Source organism: Streptomyces sp. KR55, assembly GCF_052245645.1.
In the GTDB taxonomy this organism is placed as follows: Bacteria; Actinomycetota; Actinomycetes; order Streptomycetales; family Streptomycetaceae; genus Streptomyces; species Streptomyces flavusporus.
The window spans coordinates 1-20,278 of sequence record NZ_JBQQCE010000152.1 but is presented as its reverse complement, the minus strand read 5'-3'; the positions used below and the strand labels follow the sequence as shown (position 1 = coordinate 20,278).

The following is a 20,278-nucleotide window of genomic DNA, read 5'->3' as shown; positions in this document are numbered from 1 at the left end:
CCCGGATCCCGCGTACCGCTCGGGTCGTCGGAGGGCTCGTCCGGCTCCGTGGCCGTCGGCGTCGGATCGTCCTGGGTGCCGAAGGTACCGTCCGGTCCCGGATCCGTCGGCCGGCTCGTCGCCGGGCCGGTGTCGCCGTCGCTGTCCTGCTCCGCCTTGTCGGCGCCCAGGCCCTCCTCGCCGACGCCCTGACTGGCGGACGGGTTGACGCCGACCTGCTCGGAGGGGTTCTCGGCGTCGTTGCTGGAGGTGGCGCCGAGCGTCACGACCGTACCGAGCACCGCCACCAGCAGTGCGCCCGCGCCGGCCGCGACGAGGTTGCGCTTGGCCAGGCCGCGCAGGCCGCCCCGGTCGCGGTGCTGCGTCGCACCGGGCGTCGAGCGGTGGGTGACGAGGGTCGACGTGTCGTCGGGCCGCTGCAGGGGCGGGAAGTCCGCAAGCGCCGCGGGGACCCCGCCGGGCGGTGACGCCGACTCCTCGTAGCGGGCGGCGGGCACCTCCTCGCCGGTGGTGGAGCCGAGCGCGGGCGTGGCACCGAGCGCCGGTGAGGCGCCGGGCGTGGACGCGGGACCCGGTGTCGTGCCCGCGCGGTCGGTGACCAGGGCCAGGGCGCGGCGGCCGGCGACGGTGCCGCGCTTGTCGGCGACGGCGCCGCGCAGCCCGACGGACGCCTCCAGTTCGGCGCGGGCCCGGTCCAGCCGGCCCTCGCACAGCGCGAGGATGCCCAGCTCGTGGTGGAAGTAGGCCTGTTCGGTGACGTCCCCGGCGAGCCGGGCGGCCTCCACGCCGGAGCGCAGCGCCCGTTCCCAGGCGCTCCAGTGCAGCCCGGCGGCGAACGCGGGAGCCGCCGTGCGGGCCAGCTGCACGGCGGCGCTCTCCTCGCCCTCGCCCTGTGGTGTCGTCGCCGGTACGAGGGCGGCGAGGGCGGTGAGCAGGGCGTCCGCCTCGGCGCACACGCGCTCGGGAGTGACCGAGGGATGACCGGCCCACCAGGCGTAGTGCCGGGCGGCGGTCAGGACGTGACGGGCGGGGTCGTCGGCGTATCCGGCGGCCTCCAGCTGGGTCTGCACCCCGGCGGCGAGCCGGTAGCGGGAGCCGACGGGTGAGACCAGCGCGCAGCTGAGCAACTCGCCCAGCGCGGCGTCCGCGTGGGTGTCGCCGACCAGGGCGGGCAGATGCGCCTGGTGCGGCACCTCGCCGCCGAGCGCCACGGCGATGCGCAGGGTGGCGCGCGCGGAGGCGCTCAGCCGGGAGGCGAGCAGCGCGGCCGGCGCGGCTCCCTCCGCGAGCGAGGGCAGCGGCACCTCGGTGCCGCCGGACGCACCGGGGACGGCGTCGAAGGGCGCATCGGCCGGAAGTTCCTGGAAGACGCCGAACTCGTCGAAGGCGTCCACGCCCGCCCGCATCCGGTCGCGCTGCCGCAGCAGGGCGCCGGCCTGCACGAACCGCAGCGGCAGGCCCTCGGACTCGAACCAGAGGTCGCCGGCCCAGTTGGCCTCGTCCTCGGTCAGGGTGCGGCCGACGGCGTGCTCGAGGAGATCCAGGCCGCCGGCGCGGTCGAGACCGTCGAGGAAGACCTCCTCGATCGCCGCGTCGGCGGACGGCGCGGGCACATCCGGGGTGGCGCCGATCACGAAGGCGCACTCCGGGGTGGCCGCCAGCAGTTCGTCGAGCGCGGCGCCGCCGAACTCGATGTCGTCGAGGACGACGACCGCGCCGATCTCCCGGACGTGCTCGAGCAGTTCGTCCCGTTCCGGCCGGTGCAGGGGCGCGCCGTACACGGCGTAGAAGAGCTCGTACAGCAGGTCGTTCGCGGTGCGGTGGAAGCCGGTGAGCCGGACCACGCCGTCGGGGGCGAGGTCCGCGCAGTCCTCGGCGACCGTGTCGAGGAGGCGGGTGCGGCCCGAGCCTCCCGGGCCGGTCAGGCGCACGGAGCGACCGCGGGCGAGCAGCCGCACCAGGCGCTCGCGCTCGTCCTGGCGGCCGAGGAGCGGCAGCGCGGGCCGGGCCGGCCCCGGCGGGACGGGCGGCGCGGCGGCACGGTCGACCTCGGCGCGCTGGGCCGCGGTCAGCTTCTGCGGGCGTCCGGGCCGCTCCCCCGGCGGGCACAGTTCGATCTCGCTGCCGTCGACGGGGTTGACGGTGAGCAGGAAGTCGCCGGAGACCAGCTGCACCGTGCGGGCGAGTGCGGGCGCATGCTGGCCGAAGTCGGATGTGAGGGAGTCCCTCGGCGGGCGCTGGCGCGGCGAGTTGCCGTCACCGTCGTGGCCGTACTCCTCGGGTCCCCGGTTGTTCGGGTCCATAGGTTCAAGCCCCCCAAAAGCGTCGAGTGCGTCGAGCCCCTCCCGGCCTTGCCGCACACCGCGCTGTCGCTTCTGGTCCGGGCCCGCTCGAGGGTTGAACAGACGCGGGCGACCGAACCCTAAACCTTCGCTCAGTATCTACGACAGTCCGGGGTGCCGCCCGGTCCGAGACGTCACAGTCTCGTGAGGATTGTGCGCGTCGGGCGTTTCGCCGTGAGGTGCCCCGGGTCTCGGGCCTGTCCCACCGGACCACACCCGCGCCGGGAGTCACACCCGGGGCAGCGACTCCAGCCCGATGCCGCCCTCGACCGCCAGGATCCGGTGCAGCCGGGTGGCCACCAGCAGGCGCTGCATCTGCGGCGGTACACCGCGCAGCACCAGCCGTCGGCCGCAGCGGCCGGCCCGCCGGTGGGCGCCCATGATGACCCCGAGTCCGGTGGCGTCCCAGGAGTCCAGCTCGGACAGGTCGAGGATGAGGTCGCCGGCCCCGTCGTCGACGGCCGAGTGCAACACCGCACGGGCGTCCGCCGCGCTGCGGACGTCGAGACGGCCCCCGACGACCACCTCGTCGTGGTCGCCCCTGATGTGCATATGCGCTCCCCGTGCGTGCGTCGTGTGCTCCGCGATGAAAGATGATGCCGGTGATGCAACCTCTGACGGTGTTGAGCGGCCAGAGGTTGCCGTCCGTAAGCGAACCGATACCGAATTCACTCCGAGGTGTGATGTCCCTCGAGGCGTGTGCGGTTTCAGTGCTTGTAGAAGCCCTGCCCGCTCTTGCGTCCGATGTCACCGGCGTCAACCATCCGGCGCATCAGCTCCGGCGGAGCGAACTTCTCGTCCTGGGTCTCGGTGTAGATGTTGCCGGTGGCGTGCAGCAGGATGTCGATGCCGGTGAGGTCCGCGGTGGCCAGCGGTCCCATGGCGTGCCCGAAGCCGAGCTTGCAGGCGAGGTCGATGTCCTCGGCGGTCGCGACGCCCGACTCGTACAGCTTGGTCGCCTCGACGACGAGCGCGGAGATGAGCCGGGTCGTCACGAAACCGGCCACGTCGCGGTTGACGACGATGCAGGTCTTGCCGACGGACTCGGCGAACTCCCGCGCGGTGGCGAGGGTCTCGTCGCTGGTCTTGTAGCCCCGGACGAGTTCGCACAGCTGCATCATCGGGACCGGCGAGAAGAAGTGGGTGCCGACGACGCGCTCCGGGTGCTCCGTCGCGGCCGCGATCTTGGTGATCGGGATGGCGGAGGTGTTGGAGGCGAGTACGGCCTCCGGGCGCACGATCTTGTCGAGCGCGCGGAAGATCTCGTGCTTGACTTCGAGCTTCTCGAAGACGGCCTCGACGACGATGTCCGCGTCGGCGACGGCGTCCAGGTCGGTGGTCGCGGTGATACGGGCGAGGGCGGCGTCGGCGTCGTGCGCCTCCAACTTGCCCTTGGCGACGAACTTGTCGTACGAGGCCTTGATACCGTCGGTGCCGCGCCTGAGCGCCTCGTCGGTGACATCGCGCAGGACGACGTCCCAGCCCGCCTGGGCGGAGACCTGGGCGATGCCGGAACCCATGAGACCGGCCCCGATGACGGCGAGCTTCCGTGCCACTGACGACTCCCCTGAGATGCTTACTCGCTGTTTACGTATGTTCTCTCCGGCGGACCCTAGCGCTCGTGAGGGGCTGTGTGACCGGTAAGTAATGCGCGTCACGTCTCACATGACGGACATCACACCGGCACGGCTCACTAGGCTGGCCACATGGTCAATCTGACGCGCATCTACACCCGCACCGGCGACCAGGGCACCACCGCCCTCGGCGATATGAGCCGGGTCGCCAAGACCGACCTGCGGATCTCCGCGTACGCGGACGCCAACGAGGCGAACGCGGTGATCGGCACGGCGATCGCGCTGGGCGGGCTGGACAAGGAGATCGTCAAGGTCCTCACCCGTGTGCAGAACGACCTGTTCGACGTGGGCGCGGACCTGTCGACGCCGGTGGTGGAGAATCCGAAGTTCCCGCCGCTCAGGGTGGAGCAGTTCTACGTGGACCGTCTGGAGGCGGACTGCGACCGCTTCAACGAGCGCCTCGAGAAGCTCCGTTCGTTCATCCTGCCCGGCGGCACCCCGGGCGCCGCCCTGCTCCACCAGGCCTGCACGGTGGTCCGCCGCGCGGAGCGCTCCACATGGGCGGCCTTGGAGGTGCACGCCGAGACGATGAACCCCCTCACCGCGACCTACCTCAACCGCCTGTCGGACCTGCTGTTCATCCTGGCCCGGACGGCCAACGGGGCCGCGGGCGACGTTCTGTGGGTCCCCGGCGGCGAACGTTAGGTCCGTTCCTTCACCCGCGTTTCCGGAGCCTCGGAAAGCCCGGCCGGGGCCCTCTTCGGCCAGATGAAGTACGCGAGGGCGACCAGGCCATGGATGCCGGCGGCCCGGAGCGCCGCCCCCTGGAAGGCCCGCAGGGACGAGATGTCGCCGTCCTGCCCGACGTACCAGACCGCGCCCTGGAGCAGCGCGCACGCCACGGCTGCCGCCAGCACGGTCCGCAGCCACAGCCGGCCCTCGTGCCGGGCGCGCGCCATACCGTGGCGCGGCGGCCCCACGGGCTTCGGCGCCCCCGCCAGCCGGTGCGCGGCGTGGCCGTCGAGCCAGCGGATCGTGTAGTGGCCGTACGCGACGGTGTAGCCGATGTACAGCGCCGCCAGGCCGTGCTCCCAGCTCGGCTCGGCGCCGTTCTTCAGGTCGATCGCCGTGACCGTGAACAGGACCAGTTCCAGGACCGGCTCGCACAGCAGCAGGACCACACTTGTGCGGCGCCACCTCAGCAGGTAGCGCGCGGCCAGGCCGAGCGCCAGCAGCACCCAGAAGCCGACCTCACAGGCGATGATCAACGCGACGACCACGACTCGCTCCTTTCGGTCACCGTCCCAAGGCTCCCGTCCGGCCGAGCAGCCCGCGTCGTCACCGGCGACGAAACCGCGGTACATCGAAAGTTGCAGTCCGGGACCCTTCCCGGGGATCAGGCGAGCGCGGCACGCGCCGTGTTGGATGGTGTCATGGCCGTACAACTCCCCCGCCCGCACCGCTTCGACGTGTACGTCGCGGCGGCCGGCCTGCTCGGCGGGCTGCTGCTGTGGGGGATCGGCCTGGGCTCGCGGCCGGCCGACGAGCCGATCGTGCTGTGGGACGGGCGCTGGCCGATTCTGGTGCCGCTCACCGTGATGGCGGGGTGCGAGCTGCTGCGCCGGTCCGCCCCGCGGATCGCGCTGCCGACCGCCACGGCCGCGATCGTCCTGGACCTCCTGACGCAGGGAAACCTCGTCACGATCCTGATGTTCACCGACGTGATGTACGCGGCCGTCCTGTACGGCACCCCCGCCTCGGCCCGCCGTATCCCGCGGATCACCGGGCTGCTCACGGTGGCGGGGACGATCGTGCCGTTCGCCATGTGGCGGGTGCCCGAGGCGCTGCTGATCGGCGTGGCCGTCGGCGTCGTGGCGTTCGGCCCCGCGTCCACCGGGCTGATCGTCCGCAACCACCGCGACGCCGCCGAGGCAGCCCGGCTGCGGGCCGAACAGACCGCGCTGCTCGCCGAGATGGACCGCACACAGGCCGTTGTCGCCGAACGCGCACGTGTGGCACGCGAGTTGCACGACATGGTCGCCAACCACCTCTCGGCGATCGCCATCCACTCCACGGCCGCGCTCTCCCTCGACGACCCCGAGACCTCGAAACAGGCCCTCGGCGTCATCCGCGAGAACAGCGTCGAGGGGCTCGCGGAGATGCGCCGGCTGATCGGGATCCTGCGGGACGACAGCGGTGACTTCGAGCCCGCCGCCGCGCCCACCCTCGACGGCCTCGGCGCGCTGGCCGACACCGCCCGCGCCAACGGCCTCGACGTCACCCTCGACGCCGAGCACCGCGAGGGGCTGCCCGCGCCGGTGGGGCTCGCGGCGTACCGGATCGTGCAGGAGTCCCTGACCAACGCCCTCAAGCATGCTGGCCCCGGCCGGGTCACGGTCGCGCTGCGGCAGCTCGACGGCGCGCTGAGCATCGCCGTGACCAGCCCGTACGGCGACCGCGACGGGCCTCGCGCGCCCGGCTCCGGTGCCGGTCTGGTCGGCATGCGGGAGCGGGCCGCGCTGCTGGGCGGCAGCTTCGAGGCCGGTCCCGAGGACGGTGCCCCGGGGAAGATCTGGGCGGTGCGCGCCACCCTGCCTCTCGTCGACGTCGAAGGAGTGACCGAATGATCCGCGTGCTCGTCGCCGAGGACCAGTCCGCCGTCCGCGCCGGGCTCGTCCTCATTCTGCGCAGCGCGCCCGACATCGAGGTGGTCGGTGAGGCGGCCGACGGTGAGCAGGCGGTGGCGCTCGCCCGTGAGCTGCGGCCGGACCTGGTGCTGATGGACGTTCAGATGCCGCGTCTGGACGGGGTGTCGGCGACCCGGCAGGTGGTCGCCGAGGGGCTCGCCGACGTACTGGTCCTGACGACCTTCGACCTGGACTCGTACGTGTTCGGCGCGCTGCGCGCGGGTGCGTCCGGCTTCCTGCTCAAGAACACCGACGCGAAGGATCTGCTGGAGACCGTACGGACGGTGGCCCGCGGGGAGGGCCTGATCGCGCCGGCCGTGACGCGTCGGCTCATCGCCGAGTTCGCCGCCAAGCCCGTGCGGGAGTCCAGGGCCGACCCCTCCGTCCTGGACAGCCTCACCCGGCGCGAGCGCGAGGTCCTGTCCTGCCTGGGCGAGGGCCTGTCCAACGCCGGCATCGCCGCCCGCCTCGACATGGCGGAGGCCACGGTGAAGACGCACGTCAGCCGGTTGCTGGGGAAGCTGGAGCTGCGCAGCCGGGTGCAAGCGGCGGTACTGGCGCAGGAGTTGGGGATCTAGGGGACTTTTCGGGGCAGTGGTCCAGACCTATTGACCCATGGTCCAGACCTTTCTATTCTCGCGGCACTGTGGGCCTGATGGCTCAGTCATGCCCCCGACAACAACCCCACAAGGAGGCGCAGCATGCGCTTCAGACACAGAGCCTTGGCAGGCTTCGCGACCCTGCTGCTCCCGCTGGCCGGACTCGTCGCCCTCGCCGGCCCCGCCCAGGCCGCCACCGAAGCCACCGCCACCTACAGCAAGACCCAGGACTGGGGCACCGGCTTCGAAGGCAAGTGGACCGTCAAGAACACCGGCACCACCACCATCAACGCATGGACCGTCGAGTGGGACTTCCCCTCCGGCACGTCCGTCACCTCCGCCTGGGATGCCGACGTCACCTCCTCCGGCACCCACTGGACCGCCAAGAACAAGTCCTGGAACGGCACCCTCGCCCCCGGCGCCTCCGTCTCCTTCGGCTTCAACGGCTCCGGCTCCGGTGTCCCCGCCAACTGCAAGCTCAACGGCGGCAGTTGTGACGGCGGCACCACCGTCCCCGGCGACAACCCGCCGAGCGCCCCCGGCACCCCCACCGCCTCCGACATCACCAACACCTCGGTGAAGCTCACCTGGAGCGCCGCCACCGACGACAAGGGCATCAAGAACTACGACGTCCTGCGCGGCGGCACCAAGGTCGCCACCGTCACCGGCACGACCTACACGGACACCGGTCTGACCGCCGGTACCGACTACTCGTACACCGTCCAGGCCCGGGACACCGCCGACCAGACCGGCCAGGTCTCCGGCGCTCGCGCGGTCCGTACCACCGGCGGCACCGACCCCGGCCCGCAGCCCGGCTCGAAGGTCAACCTCGGCTACTTCACCGAGTGGGGCGTCTACGGCCGCAACTACCACGTCAAGAACCTGGTGACCTCGGGCTCCGCGTCCAAGATCACGCACATCAACTACGCGTTCGGCAACGTCAAGAACGGCCAGTGCGTGCTCGACGACGCCTACGCGGCCACCGACAAGGCGTACACCGCCGACCAGTCCGTCAGCGGCGTCGCCGACACCTGGGACCAGCCGCTGCGCGGCAACTTCAACCAGCTGCGCCAGCTGAAGGCCAAGTACCCGCACATCAAGGTGCTGTGGTCGTTCGGCGGCTGGACGTACTCCGGCGGCTTCGGCCAGGCCGCGCAGAACCCGGCCGCGTTCGCCAAGTCCTGCAAGGCCGTCGTGGAGGACCCGCGCTGGGCCGACGTCTTCGACGGCATCGACATCGACTGGGAGTACCCGAACGCCTGCGGCCTGACCTGCGACACCTCGGGCCCGGCGGCGTTCAGGAACCTGATGTCCGCGCTGCGCACCGAGTTCGGCTCGAACTACCTGGTCACCGCGGCCATCACCGCCGACGGCTCCTCCGGCGGCAAGATCGACGCGGCCGACTACGGCGGCGCATCCTCGTACGTCGACTGGTACAACGTGATGACGTACGACTACTTCGGCGCCTGGGCGAACACCGGCCCGACCGCCCCGCACTCCCCGCTGACCTCGTACTCCGGCATCCCGACCGCGGGCTTCAACTCCGCCGACGCGATCGCCAAGCTCAAGGCCAAGGGCGTCCCGTCCGCCAAGCTCCTGCTCGGCATCGGCTTCTACGGCCGCGGCTGGACCGGCGTCACCCAGTCCGCTCCCGGCGGCACGGCGACCGGCGCGGCACCCGGCACCTACGAGGCGGGCATCGAGGACTACAAGGTCCTGAAGAACTCCTGCCCGGTCACCGGCACCGTCGCGGGCACCGCGTACGCGCACTGCGGCAGCAACTGGTGGTCGTACGACACCCCGTCGACGATCGCCGGGAAGATGACCTGGGCCAAGAACCAGGGGCTCGGTGGCGCGTTCTTCTGGGAGTTCAGCGGAGACACCAGCAACGGTGAGCTGGTGAGCGCCATCAGCAGCGGACTGTCGTAAACAAGTTCAACGGCTGACAACCATCACGCAACATTGACGCTCCCCCGGACTTCGTCCGGGGGACCCCCACCCAGCGAGTGAATGTGGCTACGCCACATTCACTCGCTGTCCGGGCGGGGCTGCCTCAAGCCACGCGAGGAAACCGGTCAGCGCGTCTTCGCTCATGGCGAGTTCAAGACGCGTGCCCCGGTGCAGACAGACCAGGATCACCGCGTCGGACAGCAGCGCCAGCTCCTCCTCGCCCTCGGGGACGCGGCGGCCGGCCACCTCGATCTGGGAGCGTTCCAGGATGCGGCGCGGGCGGGGGGCGTAGGAGAAGACCCGGTACCACTCCACCCGGTCGCCGTTGTAGCGGGCCACGCCGTAGGCCCAGCCCTTGCCGCCGGTGTCGGGTTTCTCGGGGACGTCCCAGCGCAGGCTGCAGTCGAACGTGCCGCCGGAGCGCTGGATGAGTCTGCGGCGCAGGCCGAAGACGAACAGACCCACCACCACGAGGGCCACGACAATTCCGCACACAGTCAGAGCGAGGACCATCGGCACCGACCTCCTCGTTTCCTAGGTAACGGAACGTAAAAAACACCCACATCTGGCTCAGCCGCGACCGGATCCGGATTGCTCCGGTTCCAGCCGCGGCTGAGTGACGTCATCGCACGACGCGTGCTCTGGTCAGCGCGCCGTCGCCGCACGCAGTCGGACCTCCGCGCGACGCTCGGCGAAGGCATCCTCCTCCGACTTCGCGCGCTCGAGCGCCCGCTCCGCGCGCTGGACATCGATCTCGTCCGACAGCTCGGCGATCTCGGCCAGCAGCGACAGCTTGTTGTCCGCGAACGAGATGAAACCGCCGTGCACCGCGGCGACGACCGTCCCACCATCACTCGTACGGATGGTCACCGGGCCCGACTCCAGCACACCGAGCAGCGGCTGGTGACCGGGCATGACGCCGATGTCGCCGGACGTGGTGCGCGCGACGACCAGGGTTGCCTCGCCGGACCAGACCTCTCGGTCGGCCGCGACCAGCGCGACGTGCAGCTCAGCAGCCAAGGGTGGCTCCTCGGGTCACCACCCGGCGGTAGTGCCGGGTGTTGGGTCAATTCTAATGGGCGTGAGAGAGGGGGCGGGACGCGCCCGCCCCCTCCTCAAGAGCACGACGTCAGGAGACGCCCAGCTCCTTCGCGTTCTTCTTCAGGTCCTCGAGACCACCGCACATGAAGAACGCCTGCTCGGGGAAGTGGTCGTACTCACCGTCGCAGATCGCGTTGAACGCGGCGATCGACTCGTCCAGCGGCACGTCCGAACCGTCCACGCCGGTGAACTGCTTGGCGACGTGGGTGTTCTGGGACAGGAAGCGCTCCACACGACGGGCACGGTGGACGACGAGCTTGTCCTCCTCGCCGAGCTCGTCGATACCGAGGATCGCGATGATGTCCTGGAGGTCCTTGTACTTCTGCAGGATCGTCTTGACGCGCATGGCGGCGTCGTAGTGCTCCTGCGCGATGTAGCGCGGGTCCAGGATGCGGGACGTGGAGTCCAGCGGGTCCACGGCCGGGTAGATGCCCTTCTCGGAGATCGGACGGGAGAGAACCGTCGTCGCGTCGAGGTGGGCGAACGTGGTGGCCGGGGCCGGGTCGGTCAGGTCGTCCGCGGGGACGTAGATCGCCTGCATCGAGGTGATCGAGTGACCGCGGGTCGAGGTGATGCGCTCCTGCAGGATGCCCATCTCGTCGGCCAGGTTCGGCTGGTAACCCACCGCGGAGGGCATACGGCCGAGCAGGGTCGACACCTCGGAGCCGGCCTGGGTGAAGCGGAAGATGTTGTCGATGAAGAACAGCACGTCCTGCTTCTGCACATCGCGGAAGTACTCCGCCATGGTCAGACCGGCGAGGGCCACGCGCAGACGGGTGCCCGGGGGCTCGTCCATCTGACCGAAGACCAGCGCGGTCTTGTCGATGACGCCGGACTCGGACATCTCCTCGATGAGGTCGTTGCCCTCACGGGTGCGCTCACCGACACCGGCGAACACGGAGACACCCTCGTGGTTGTTGGCGACACGGTAGATCATCTCCTGGATGAGCACCGTCTTGCCGACGCCGGCTCCGCCGAACAGACCGATCTTGCCGCCCTTGACGTACGGGGTCAGCAGGTCGATGACCTTGACGCCGGTCTCGAACATCTCGGTCTTCGACTCGAGCTCGTCGAAGTTCGGGGCCTTGCGGTGGATGGACCAGCGCTCGCCCTCGTACTGCTCGTCGACGTTCAGCACGTCACCGAGGGTGTTGAACACCTTGCCCTTGGTGAAGTCGCCGACCGGGACGGTGATGCCGTCGCCGGTGTTCACGACCGGGGCCTGGCGGACCAGACCGTCGGTGGGCTGCATGGAGATCGCGCGGACCAGGCCTTCACCCAGGTGCTGGGCGACCTCGAGGGTCAGCGTCTTCTTCTCGCCCGCGTTGGCCGGGTCGGAGACCTCGACGTGGAGGGCGTTGTAGATGTCCGGCATCGCGTCGACGGGGAACTCCACGTCGACGACCGGGCCGATGACCCGCGCGACGCGGCCCGTCGCCGTGGCCGTCTCAACAGTGGTGGTCATTAGTAGTCACTCCCCGCGGTCGCGTCGGCCAGGGCGCTCGCGCCACCGACGATCTCGCTGATTTCCTGGGTGATTTCGGCCTGGCGGGCCGCGTTGGCAAGCCGGGTGAGGTTCTCGATGAGCTCACCGGCGTTGTCAGTGGCCGACTTCATCGCGCGCCGCGTGGCGGCGTGCTTGGAGGCGGCCGACTGGAGCAGCGCGTTGTAGATACGGCTCTCCACATAGCGCGGCAGCAGGGCGTCGAGGACGTCCTCCGCCGACGGCTCGAAGTCGTACAGCGGAAGGATCTCGCCCTTGGGCGCCTCCTCCGCGACCTCTTCGAGGCTGAGCGGCAGCATGCGGGAGTCGACCGCCGTCTGCGTCATCATCGACACGAACTCCGTGTAGACGATGTGGAGTTCATCCACGCCGCCGTCCGCGGTGTCCTTCTCGATGGCCTCGATCAGGGGCGCCGCGACCTTCTTGGCGTCCGCGTACGTGGGCTCGTCGGTGAAGCCGGTCCACGACTCCGCGATCTTGCGCTCACGGAAGTTGTAGTGGGCCACACCGCGCCGGCCGACGATGTACGTGTCGACCTGCTTGCCCTCGCGCTCGAGGCGCTCGGTCAGCTGCTCCGCCGCCTTGATGGCGTTGGAGTTGAACGCACCGGCGAGACCACGGTCGCTCGTCAGCAGCAGCACCGCGGACCGGGTGACCGTCTCGGCCTGGGTGGTCAGCGGGTGCTTGGTGTTCGACCCGGTACCGACCGCCCTGACCGCGCGGGTCAGTTCCTGCGCGTACGGCGTGGAGGCCGCCACCTTGCGCTGCGCCTTGACGACGCGCGAGGCGGCGATCATCTCCATCGCCTTGGTGATCTTCTTGGTCGCGGTGACGGATCGGATGCGACGCTTGTAGACCCGGAGCTGGGCTCCCATGAGTCAGGTCCCTTCCTTACGTCACTTGGCGGCGGCGGCCGGGGTTTCCTCGCCGAGCAGCTTGCCGTCCGAGGTCTCGAACTGCTTCTTGAACTCGGCGACGGCATCGTCGATCGCCTGGATCGTGTCGTCCGACATCTTGGCGCCCTCCTTGATGGAGGTCATGAGGCCCTGCTCCTTGCGGTGCAGGTACTCGAGCAGCTCCTTCTCGAAGCGGCGGATGTCGGCGACGGGCACCTCGTCCATCCTGCCGTTGGTGCCGGCCCAGATGGAGACGACCTGGTCCTCGGTGGCCATCGGCTGGTACTGGGCCTGCTTCAGCAGCTCGACCATGCGCTGACCGCGCTCCAGCTGCGCCTTCGACGCGGCGTCCAGGTCGGAACCGAAGGCGGCGAACGCCTCCAGCTCACGGAACTGGGCGAGGTCGACACGCAGACGGCCGGAGACCTGGCGCATCGCCTTGTGCTGCGCGGAACCACCGACTCGGGAGACGGAGATACCGACGTTCAGCGCGGGGCGCTGACCGGCGTTGAACAGGTCCGACTCCAGGAAGCACTGGCCGTCGGTGATGGAGATGACGTTGGTCGGGATGAACGCCGAGACGTCGTTGGCCTTGGTCTCGACGATCGGCAGACCGGTCATCGAACCGGCACCCATGTCGTCGGAGAGCTTCGCGCAGCGCTCCAGCAGACGGGAGTGCAGGTAGAAGACGTCACCCGGGTAGGCCTCACGGCCCGGCGGGCGGCGCAGCAGCAGGGACACGGCGCGGTAGGCGTCGGCCTGCTTCGACAGGTCGTCGAAGATGATCAGGACGTGCTTGCCCTCGTACATCCACTGCTGGCCGATGGCCGAGCCGGTGTAGGGGGCGAGGTACTTGAAGCCGGCCGGGTCGGACGCCGGGGCCGCGACGATCGTCGTGTACTCGAGGGCACCGGCCTCCTCCAGCGCGCCGCGCACGGACGCGATGGTGGAGCCCTTCTGGCCGATGGCGACGTAGACGCAGCGGACCTGCTTCTTCGGGTCGCCCGAGCGCCAGTTGTCGCGCTGGTTGATGATCGTGTCGACGGCCAGGGCGGTCTTGCCGGTCTGGCGGTCGCCGATGATCAGCTGACGCTGGCCACGGCCGATCGGGGTCATCGCGTCGACGGCCTTGTAGCCGGTCTCCATCGGCTCGTGCACCGACTTGCGCTGCATGACCGTGGGGGCCTGCAGCTCGAGGGCGCGGCGGCCGGTGGTCTCGATCTCGCCGAGGCCGTCGATCGGGTTGCCGAGCGGGTCGACGACGCGGCCGAGGTAGCCCTCGCCCACTGCCACGGAGAGCACCTCACCGGTGCGCTGCACCGGCTGCCCCTCCTCGATGCCGCTGAACTCACCGAGGACGATGGCACCGATCTCGCGCTCCTCGAGGTTGAGGGCGAGGCCGAGGGTGCCGTCCTCGAACTTCAGCAGTTCGTTGGCCATGGCCGAGGGCAGACCCTCGACCTTCGCGATGCCGTCGCCGGCAAGGGTGACCGTACCGACCTCCTCGCGCGAGGCCGCGTCCGGCTTGTACGACTGGACGAAGGTCTCCAGTGCGTCCCGGATCTCCTCCGGCCGGATCGTGAGCTCCGCCATCTGGGTTCCCTGCTCTCCTTGTTGGGCCCGAAGTTTCACTTTGGGGGTCTGGGGGCGACCCCCAGGAATCCTCTGCACGGCCCAACATGGGCCGTAAGTACGTACTGCGTGTTCAGTTGCGGCTAGCTCGCCAGCCGACGCTCGGCGTCCGCGATGCGGTCCGCGAGGGAGCCGTTGATGACCTCGTCACCGACCTGCACCCGGATCCCGCCGACGACATCGGGGTCAACGTCGAGGTTGAGGTGCATCTGACGGCCGTAGAGCTTCGCCAGGGCGGCGCCGAGGCGCTGCTTCTGTACATCGCTCAGCGGCACCGCCGAGGTGACGACGGCGACCATACGGTCCCGGCGCTCGGCGGCGAGCTTGGACAGGGACTCCAGTCCCGCTTCCAGGCTACGTCCCCGCGGCGCGGTCACAAGGCGCGTCACCAGACGTTCGGTCTGGGCCGCGGTCCGGCCGCCGAGGAGGCTGCGCATCAGCTCCCTCTTGGCCGAGACGGTGGCCTTCCGGTCGGTCAGCGCGGCCCGCAGCTCGATGCTGGACTAGACGATCCGGCCGAACCGGAACAGCTCGTCCTCGACGTCGTCGAGCGTGCCGGCCCGCTGCGCGGCGGTGAGGTCGGCGGTGTTCGCCAGCTGCTCCAGTGCGTCCACCAGGTCGCGCGACTGCGACCAGCGGGAGCGCACCATGCCGGACACCAGGTCCGCGGTCTCGCCGCCGACCTGCGTGCCGAGCAGGCGCTGGACCAGCTCGGCCTTGGCCTCACCGGCCTGCGCCGGGTCGGTGAGGACCCGACGCAGCGACACCTCGCGGTCGAGCAGCGCGGTCACCGCGGCCAGCTCGTCGGCGAGCCGCGCCGCGTCCACGGACGTGTTGTCCGTCAGCGCGTCGAGACGCTCACGTGCGGCTGCCCGGGCCTCGCGGCTCGCTCCGTTCATCGAGACGCCTCGGCCTTCTCCTCGAGCTCGTCGAGGAAGCGGTCGATCCCACGGCTCTGGCGGGCGTGGTCCTCGAGGGACTCACCGACCAGCTTGCCGGCCAGCTCGGTGGCGAGCTTGCCGACGTCCTGCCGCAGCGCGGTCGGGGCGGCCTTGCGGTCGGCCTCGATCTGGGTGTGACCGGCGGCGACGATCTCCTCGCGCTGCCGCTGGCCCTCCGCGCGCATCTCGGCGATGAGCGCGGCGCCCTGCTCCTGCGCCTCCTGGCGCAGCCGCGCGGCCTCGTGCCGGGCCTCGGCGAGCTGGGCCTTGTACTGCTCGAGGACGCTCTGGGCCTCGGTCTGCGCGGCCTCGGCCTTCTCGATACCGCCCTCGATGGCCTCGCGGCGCTCTTCCAGAACCTTGTTGATGTTCGGGAGGAGCTTCTTGGCGAGGAAGCCGAAGACGATGACGAAGGCGAGCAGGCCGATGACGAGCTCAGGGATCGGCGGGACGAGGGGATTCTCCATCTCCTCGGCCGCGATGATGAGCATCTGGCTCATGTCAGTGCCTTTCGTCTAGTGGGCTGGTCGTGGATCAGATGATCACTGGCCGTAGACGAACGGCATGACCAGACCGATGAGGGCGAGCGCCTCACAGAAGGCGAAGCCGAGGATCTGGTTGGCGCGGATCAGACCGGCGGCCTCGGGCTGACGGGCCAGGGCCTGGGTGCCGTTGCCGAAGATGATGCCGACGCCGACGCCGGGACCGATGGCAGCGAGGCCGTAGCCGATGGAGCCGAGCGAGCCGGTGACAGCGGCAAGGGTCTGGGACATGCCAGTTCTTCCTTCTCTTTCAAGGACCGGTGGGGGTTGGCCACCGGACGTCTCGGGGTTTGGGCAATGCGTGCGCGCTCAGTGGTGCTCGGCGAGCGCGCCCTGGATGAAGGTGCAGGTCAGGAGCACGAAGACGTACGCCTGAAGGGCCTGGATGAAGAGCTCGAAGGCCGTCATCACGATGACCATGATGAAAGAGACACCGGCGTAGGCGATCCCGATGCCGTTGAGCAGGTACCAGCTGGCGATCGTGAAGAGGAGCAGCAGCGTGTGTCCCGCGAACATGTTCGCGAAGAGTCGCACCGCGTGCGTGAACGGCCGGACCAGCAGGTTCGAGAAGAACTCGATGGTCATGGCCAGCGGCAGCACCGGGCCGAGCGACTTGTCGTAGCCCGTGAAGTTCTTGAAGGCGCCGACGAAGCCGTGCCGCTTGAAGGTCAGCGAGACCCACAGGATGTAGACGATCAGGGCGAGCACCACCGGGTAGGCGATGATCGAGGTGACCGGGAACTGGGCGACCGGAATGATCGACCAGAGGTTCATCATCCAGATGAAGAAGAACAGCGAGACGACGAGCGGGACGTACTTCTCGCCCTCCTTCTTGCCGATCGTCTCGTAGACGACGCCGCGCCGGATGAAGTCGTAGCCCGTCTCGGCGACCATCTGCAGCTTGCCGGGGACGACCTTCGGCTTGCGGAAGGCGGCCCAGAAGAAGCCGATGACGATGACCGAGCCGAGCAGCGCCAGCAGCATCGTCTTGTTGAAGTACAGGTTGCTGTCCGCGTCGCCCCAGAGGGGCTCGAACAGGAACGAGTGCAGGCCGGGAGCCGGGAAGCCACAGCCGTCGAAGATGTGGCAGTCGGTCTCGAAGGCGAGCACCTGCGTCGGGTCAGCACTCACCGCGGGCTCCTTCAGCGTGGCGCATGGGTACGGCAACCTCGTTGTGTCGGCGCGGCGCGCAGCCGCGGTTCGGCACTGGACTGGTGTTACGGATGTGGGGGCGGCGGTTCGGCGTCGAGCCTCGCGATGGAACAGGCGTCAGCTCGGATGCCCGCGCCCGCAGTGCCGCAGTTGGCACCGGACGATAGCAGCTTGTCGAACGCGCTTTTATCCCGGCCCTACCCCTCACGACGACGGACCCGTCTTCTCGGGCTTGCTGCCCGCGGAGTCGGGTTCGACGTAGAGGATCTTGGACTTCATGTGCGCGATCGTCTGTGCGCCGATCCACGCGAGCGTGGTCGCGATGAGCGTGATCGCGAAGGCCCTGGGATTGAACAGCGTCGTGTTCTTGAACACCGCAAGGAAGACGAACAGCAGCAGGATCTGCGCCGCGTAGAGCATCAGGCCCATCGCCTGGAACAGGTGCGGCAGCGATTTGGCGGTGCGCTGGAGTACAAGCAGACCGATGCCCATGAAGAGGATCGTCACCAGCGCGGCCACGAGGGACCCGACTGCACCCTTGCCGCCGGCCACCACACCACTGACGACGGCGGCAACAGCGCCGACGGCAGCTGTGGGCACAGCAGCCTGGGCCAGGATCCGGACGTCATTGGACGGCATGGCGGCAACTCCGCTTTCACAGGGGGCAGGGTGTCGTCATGGACGAGCGTAGTCCCGGGTTGAGAGGGAACCTCACGCCAATGGACCGTCGCACTGCGGTCCTTCGGCTCTGTCCGGGGTTCTCGTGAACCGTATCACAAACTATTTGATGAGGTCTTTACCTGGAGGTGTGCTCACTGTCACACATGAGGGTGACCGTGCGCGTCTGTGCAGAAACAGAACCGACTTGTCTGGTATTGGGGCGCTTCGTTCCCCCATGAATGAGCAATGCTTTAGTCAGATTCTTACCTTGTGAAGCGCGAGCGAGAGCCGATGGCGGTCGCTCCGTTGACTCCTGAGACTCCCGCGGCGACCGGAGTTCGCTGTTCCTCCTCGGCCGGGGCGCTCTGCTCCGGGGCCTCGTCGACTGCAGGCGCCGTGAGGACCGTGCGGCGCCGGTAGCGCGGCGGCACGAAGTGCTCGGCCCACCTCGGGGCGCGCGGGGTGAAGCGCGGCAGCAGGAGCAGGACCAGCCCGATCGCACTCAGGAAGACCACGCTCAGGACGATCCACATCGACGCCGCGTTCACGGAGTAGGCAAGCGCGCCGAAGGCGATCAGCGCCGACCAGAAGTACATGATCAGCACCGCGCGGCTGTGGGAGTGGCCGATCTCCAGCAGACGGTGGTGCAGATGACCGCGGTCGGCGGCGAACGGCGACTGGCCGCGCCAGGTGCGCCGCACGATCGCCAGGATCAGGTCCGCGGTCGGGATCGCGATGATCGTCAGCGGCAGCAGCAGTGGGATGTAGACGGGCACCGTCTGGTGCACGGCCTCCCTCTCGGAGTGGGCGAACACCTTCAGCGCGTCCGGGTCGACCTGCCCGGTGATGGAGATGGCGCCCGCGGCGAGCACCAGGCCGATCAGCATCGAGCCGGAGTCGCCCATGAAGATCCGCGCCGGGTGCATGTTGTGCGGCAGGAAGCCCAGGCACATGCCCATCAGGATCGCCGCGAACAGGGTTGCCGGGGCGGCGGCCTCGATGCCGTACGACACCCAGACCCGGTAGGCGTAGAGGAAGAACGCCGCCGACGCGATGCCCACCATGCCGGCTGCGAGGCCGTCGAGCCCGTCGACGAAGTTGACCGCGTTGATGGTGATGACGACCAGCGCGACCGTCAGCAGCGTGCCCTGCCACTGGGTCAGCGCCACGTTGCCCACGCCCGGAACGGGCAGCCACAGGATCGTCAGACCCTGCATCACCATGACGCCGGCGGCGATCATCTGGCCGCCCAGCTTGATCAGGGCGTCGATCTCGAACTTGTCGTCCAGCACACCGATGAGCCAGATCAGCGCCGCTCCGGAGAGCAGCGCCCGCGGCTCGTTGGAGTTCTCGAAGACCTGGCTGAGGTTGGTCAGGTGGTCGGCGACCAGCAGGCCCGCGCACAGGCCGAAGAACATCGCGATCCCGCCGAGCCGCGGAGTGGGTTCCCGGTGCACGTCACGCGCCCGGATCTCCGGCATCGCTCCGGCCACGATCGCAAACTTCCGTACCGGCCCTGTCAGCAGATACGTCACCGCGGCCGTGATGCAGAGCGTCAGCAGGTATTCACGCACGGGCTTCCCCACAGGTCTCGCTGGCCATCTCAGCCCCACACCCTAGCGAGGTGCGCATATGGATGGGGACTTCCGGGTGGCGACGATGGTTGCACGCGTGGCTGTGTACGGAATGGCGCCTACCCCCGCTCAACGCGGATACGGCGGAAATCCACCGGCCAGCTCCCGCACTTCTGCACGGACCCGCTTGCCGTCGACCTCGTCCCGCAGCACTCCCCCGACCAGGGCGGCGATACGTCCCATCTCCCGCTCCCCCATCCCTTGCGTGGTGACCGCCGCCGTGCCCAGGCGCAGGCCGCGGGCGTCGTCGTGCGGCAGGGCGCAGCAGTCGAGGATCAGGCCGGCGGCGGCGAGCCGCCCGCGGGCCCTGCGGCCGTCGACGCCGAGCGGGGCGGGGTCCGCGGTGATGAGGTGGGTGTCCGTGCCGCCGGTGGTGACCACCAGACCCTCGGCGGCCAGCCCGGCGGCGAGCATCCGGGCGTTGGCGACCACCTGGTGCGCGTACGCCGAGAAGGCCGGTGTGGCCGCCTCACCGAAGGCGACGGCCTTGGCGGCGATGGTGTGCATCTGGGCACCGCCCTGGGTGAACGGGAACACCGCTCGATCGACCCGCTCGGCCAGTTCGCTCCCGCACAGGATCATGCCGCCGCGCGGTCCGCGCAGCACCTTGTGGGTGGTGGCGCAGACGACGTCGGCGTACGGCACCGGATTCGGCGCCGCTCCCCCGGCGACGAGCCCGATGGGATGGGCCGCGTCGGCGATCAGATACGCCCCCACCTCGTCGGCGACCTCGCGGAAGAAGGCGTAGTCGATGTGCCGGGGATAGGCGATCGAGCCGCACACGATCGCCTTCGGGCGGTGCGTACGTGCCAGGGCGCGCACCTGGTCGTGATCGATGAGCCCGGTCTCGGCGTCGACCCCGTAGCCGACGAAGTCGAACCAGCGCCCGGAGAAGTTGGCCGGCGAGCCGTGGGTGAGGTGGCCGCCGTAGGGCAGGCCGAGGGCGAGGACGGTGTCGCCGGGGCGCAGCAGGGCGGCGTACGCGGCGAGGACGGCCGAACTGCCCGAGTGGGACTGGACGTTGGCGTGTTCGGCCCCGAACAGCGCCTGCGCCCGCTGTACGG

19 protein-coding genes and 1 pseudogene are annotated in these 20,278 nt (G+C 69.6%); 4 read left to right on the top strand and 16 right to left on the bottom strand.

The window, feature by feature from the left end:
* From ACTWQJ_RS22705 to ACTWQJ_RS22695, 3 genes are all read right to left on the bottom strand, one after another.
* Positions 1–2,303 (bottom strand): ATP-binding protein (locus ACTWQJ_RS22705; RefSeq protein ID WP_443308439.1); only part of this gene is annotated, 2,303 nt, incomplete at its 3' end.
* Positions 2,304–2,570: 267 nt separating this feature from the next.
* Entirely contained in the window at positions 2,571–2,894 is a 324-nt protein-coding gene (locus tag ACTWQJ_RS22700) for an STAS domain-containing protein (protein ID WP_129800538.1), read from the bottom strand.
* Between the two features lie 155 nt (positions 2,895–3,049).
* Positions 3,050–3,898 carry a 3-hydroxyacyl-CoA dehydrogenase family protein gene (locus ACTWQJ_RS22695; RefSeq protein ID WP_443308438.1) on the bottom strand — a complete coding sequence of 283 codons (849 nt, stop codon included), beginning with the start codon at positions 3,896–3,898 and terminating at the stop codon, positions 3,050–3,052.
* Positions 3,899–4,048: 150 nt separating this feature from the next.
* Here ACTWQJ_RS22695 and ACTWQJ_RS22690 point away from each other — a divergent pair, with 150 nt between their 5' ends.
* Positions 4,049–4,621, top strand: coding sequence for a cob(I)yrinic acid a,c-diamide adenosyltransferase (locus ACTWQJ_RS22690; RefSeq protein ID WP_443308437.1), 573 nt, complete (start codon positions 4,049–4,051; stop codon positions 4,619–4,621).
* On the opposite strand, the gene ACTWQJ_RS22685 is transcribed toward ACTWQJ_RS22690, so the two are convergent.
* Positions 4,618–5,196: a hypothetical protein gene (locus ACTWQJ_RS22685; RefSeq protein WP_443308436.1), complete on the bottom strand. Its 579-nt coding sequence runs from the start codon at positions 5,194–5,196 to the stop codon at positions 4,618–4,620. The two genes, ACTWQJ_RS22690 and ACTWQJ_RS22685, sit on opposite strands and share 4 nt — an antisense overlap.
* A 153-nt stretch (positions 5,197–5,349) precedes the next feature.
* Here ACTWQJ_RS22685 and ACTWQJ_RS22680 point away from each other — a divergent pair, with 153 nt between their 5' ends.
* The 3 genes from ACTWQJ_RS22680 (at position 5,350) to ACTWQJ_RS22670 (ending at position 9,131) form a co-directional block, all read left to right on the top strand.
* Positions 5,350–6,543 (top strand): sensor histidine kinase, encoded by a 1,194-nt coding sequence (locus ACTWQJ_RS22680; protein ID WP_443308435.1) that lies wholly within the window; start codon positions 5,350–5,352, stop codon positions 6,541–6,543.
* A complete protein-coding gene (locus ACTWQJ_RS22675) occupies positions 6,540–7,181 on the top strand; it encodes a response regulator (protein WP_443308434.1) in 642 nt (213 codons plus the stop codon). Before ACTWQJ_RS22680 ends, ACTWQJ_RS22675 begins: the two co-directional genes overlap by 4 nt.
* A 123-nt stretch (positions 7,182–7,304) precedes the next feature.
* Entirely contained in the window at positions 7,305–9,131 is a 1,827-nt protein-coding gene (locus ACTWQJ_RS22670) for a glycosyl hydrolase family 18 protein (protein WP_443308433.1), read from the top strand.
* Positions 9,132–9,218: 87 nt separating this feature from the next.
* Here the strand turns inward: ACTWQJ_RS22670 and ACTWQJ_RS22665 are convergent, their stop codons facing one another.
* From ACTWQJ_RS22665 to glyA, 12 genes and pseudogenes are all read right to left on the bottom strand, one after another.
* Entirely contained in the window at positions 9,219–9,665 is a 447-nt protein-coding gene (locus ACTWQJ_RS22665; protein WP_129800547.1) for a DUF2550 domain-containing protein, read from the bottom strand.
* 132 nt (positions 9,666–9,797) lie between these two features.
* Entirely contained in the window at positions 9,798–10,172 is a 375-nt protein-coding gene (locus tag ACTWQJ_RS22660) for a F0F1 ATP synthase subunit epsilon (protein WP_129800548.1), read from the bottom strand.
* Positions 10,173–10,281: 109 nt separating this feature from the next.
* A complete protein-coding gene (gene atpD / locus ACTWQJ_RS22655) occupies positions 10,282–11,718 on the bottom strand; it encodes a F0F1 ATP synthase subunit beta (RefSeq protein WP_443308432.1) in 1,437 nt (478 codons plus the stop codon).
* Positions 11,718–12,632, bottom strand: a complete 915-nt coding sequence (locus ACTWQJ_RS22650; protein ID WP_224736562.1) for a F0F1 ATP synthase subunit gamma — start codon at positions 12,630–12,632, stop codon at positions 11,718–11,720. The genes atpD and ACTWQJ_RS22650 overlap by 1 nt, the downstream gene beginning before the upstream one ends.
* A 21-nt stretch (positions 12,633–12,653) precedes the next feature.
* Positions 12,654–14,246 carry a F0F1 ATP synthase subunit alpha gene (gene atpA / locus ACTWQJ_RS22645; protein WP_443308431.1) on the bottom strand — a complete coding sequence of 531 codons (1,593 nt, stop codon included), beginning with the start codon at positions 14,244–14,246 and terminating at the stop codon, positions 12,654–12,656.
* A 122-nt stretch (positions 14,247–14,368) separates the two neighbouring features.
* Positions 14,369–15,184: pseudogene (locus ACTWQJ_RS22640) on the bottom strand (F0F1 ATP synthase subunit delta).
* The gene (locus tag ACTWQJ_RS22635; protein ID WP_443308430.1) at positions 15,181–15,726 is read right to left on the bottom strand and encodes a F0F1 ATP synthase subunit B; all 546 of its coding nucleotides are present in this window, start codon (positions 15,724–15,726) and stop codon (positions 15,181–15,183) included. Before ACTWQJ_RS22635 ends, ACTWQJ_RS22640 begins: the two are co-directional and overlap by 4 nt.
* 42 nt (positions 15,727–15,768) lie before the next feature.
* Positions 15,769–15,999 carry an ATP synthase F0 subunit C gene (gene atpE / locus ACTWQJ_RS22630; RefSeq protein WP_250967599.1) on the bottom strand — a complete coding sequence of 77 codons (231 nt, stop codon included), beginning with the start codon at positions 15,997–15,999 and terminating at the stop codon, positions 15,769–15,771.
* A 78-nt stretch (positions 16,000–16,077) separates the two neighbouring features.
* The gene (gene atpB, locus ACTWQJ_RS22625) at positions 16,078–16,914 is read right to left on the bottom strand and encodes a F0F1 ATP synthase subunit A (RefSeq protein WP_443308440.1); all 837 of its coding nucleotides are present in this window, start codon (positions 16,912–16,914) and stop codon (positions 16,078–16,080) included.
* Between the two features lie 210 nt (positions 16,915–17,124).
* On the bottom strand, positions 17,125–17,559 hold the full coding sequence (locus ACTWQJ_RS22620) for a hypothetical protein (protein WP_224736565.1): 435 nt from the start codon (positions 17,557–17,559) through the stop codon (positions 17,125–17,127).
* Between the two features lie 284 nt (positions 17,560–17,843).
* Positions 17,844–19,154 carry an MraY family glycosyltransferase gene (locus tag ACTWQJ_RS22615; RefSeq protein WP_443308429.1) on the bottom strand — a complete coding sequence of 437 codons (1,311 nt, stop codon included), beginning with the start codon at positions 19,152–19,154 and terminating at the stop codon, positions 17,844–17,846.
* 129 nt (positions 19,155–19,283) lie between these two features.
* Positions 19,284–20,278: serine hydroxymethyltransferase (gene glyA, locus ACTWQJ_RS22610; RefSeq protein WP_443308428.1), on the bottom strand; the 995-nt coding region annotated here is incomplete at its 5' end.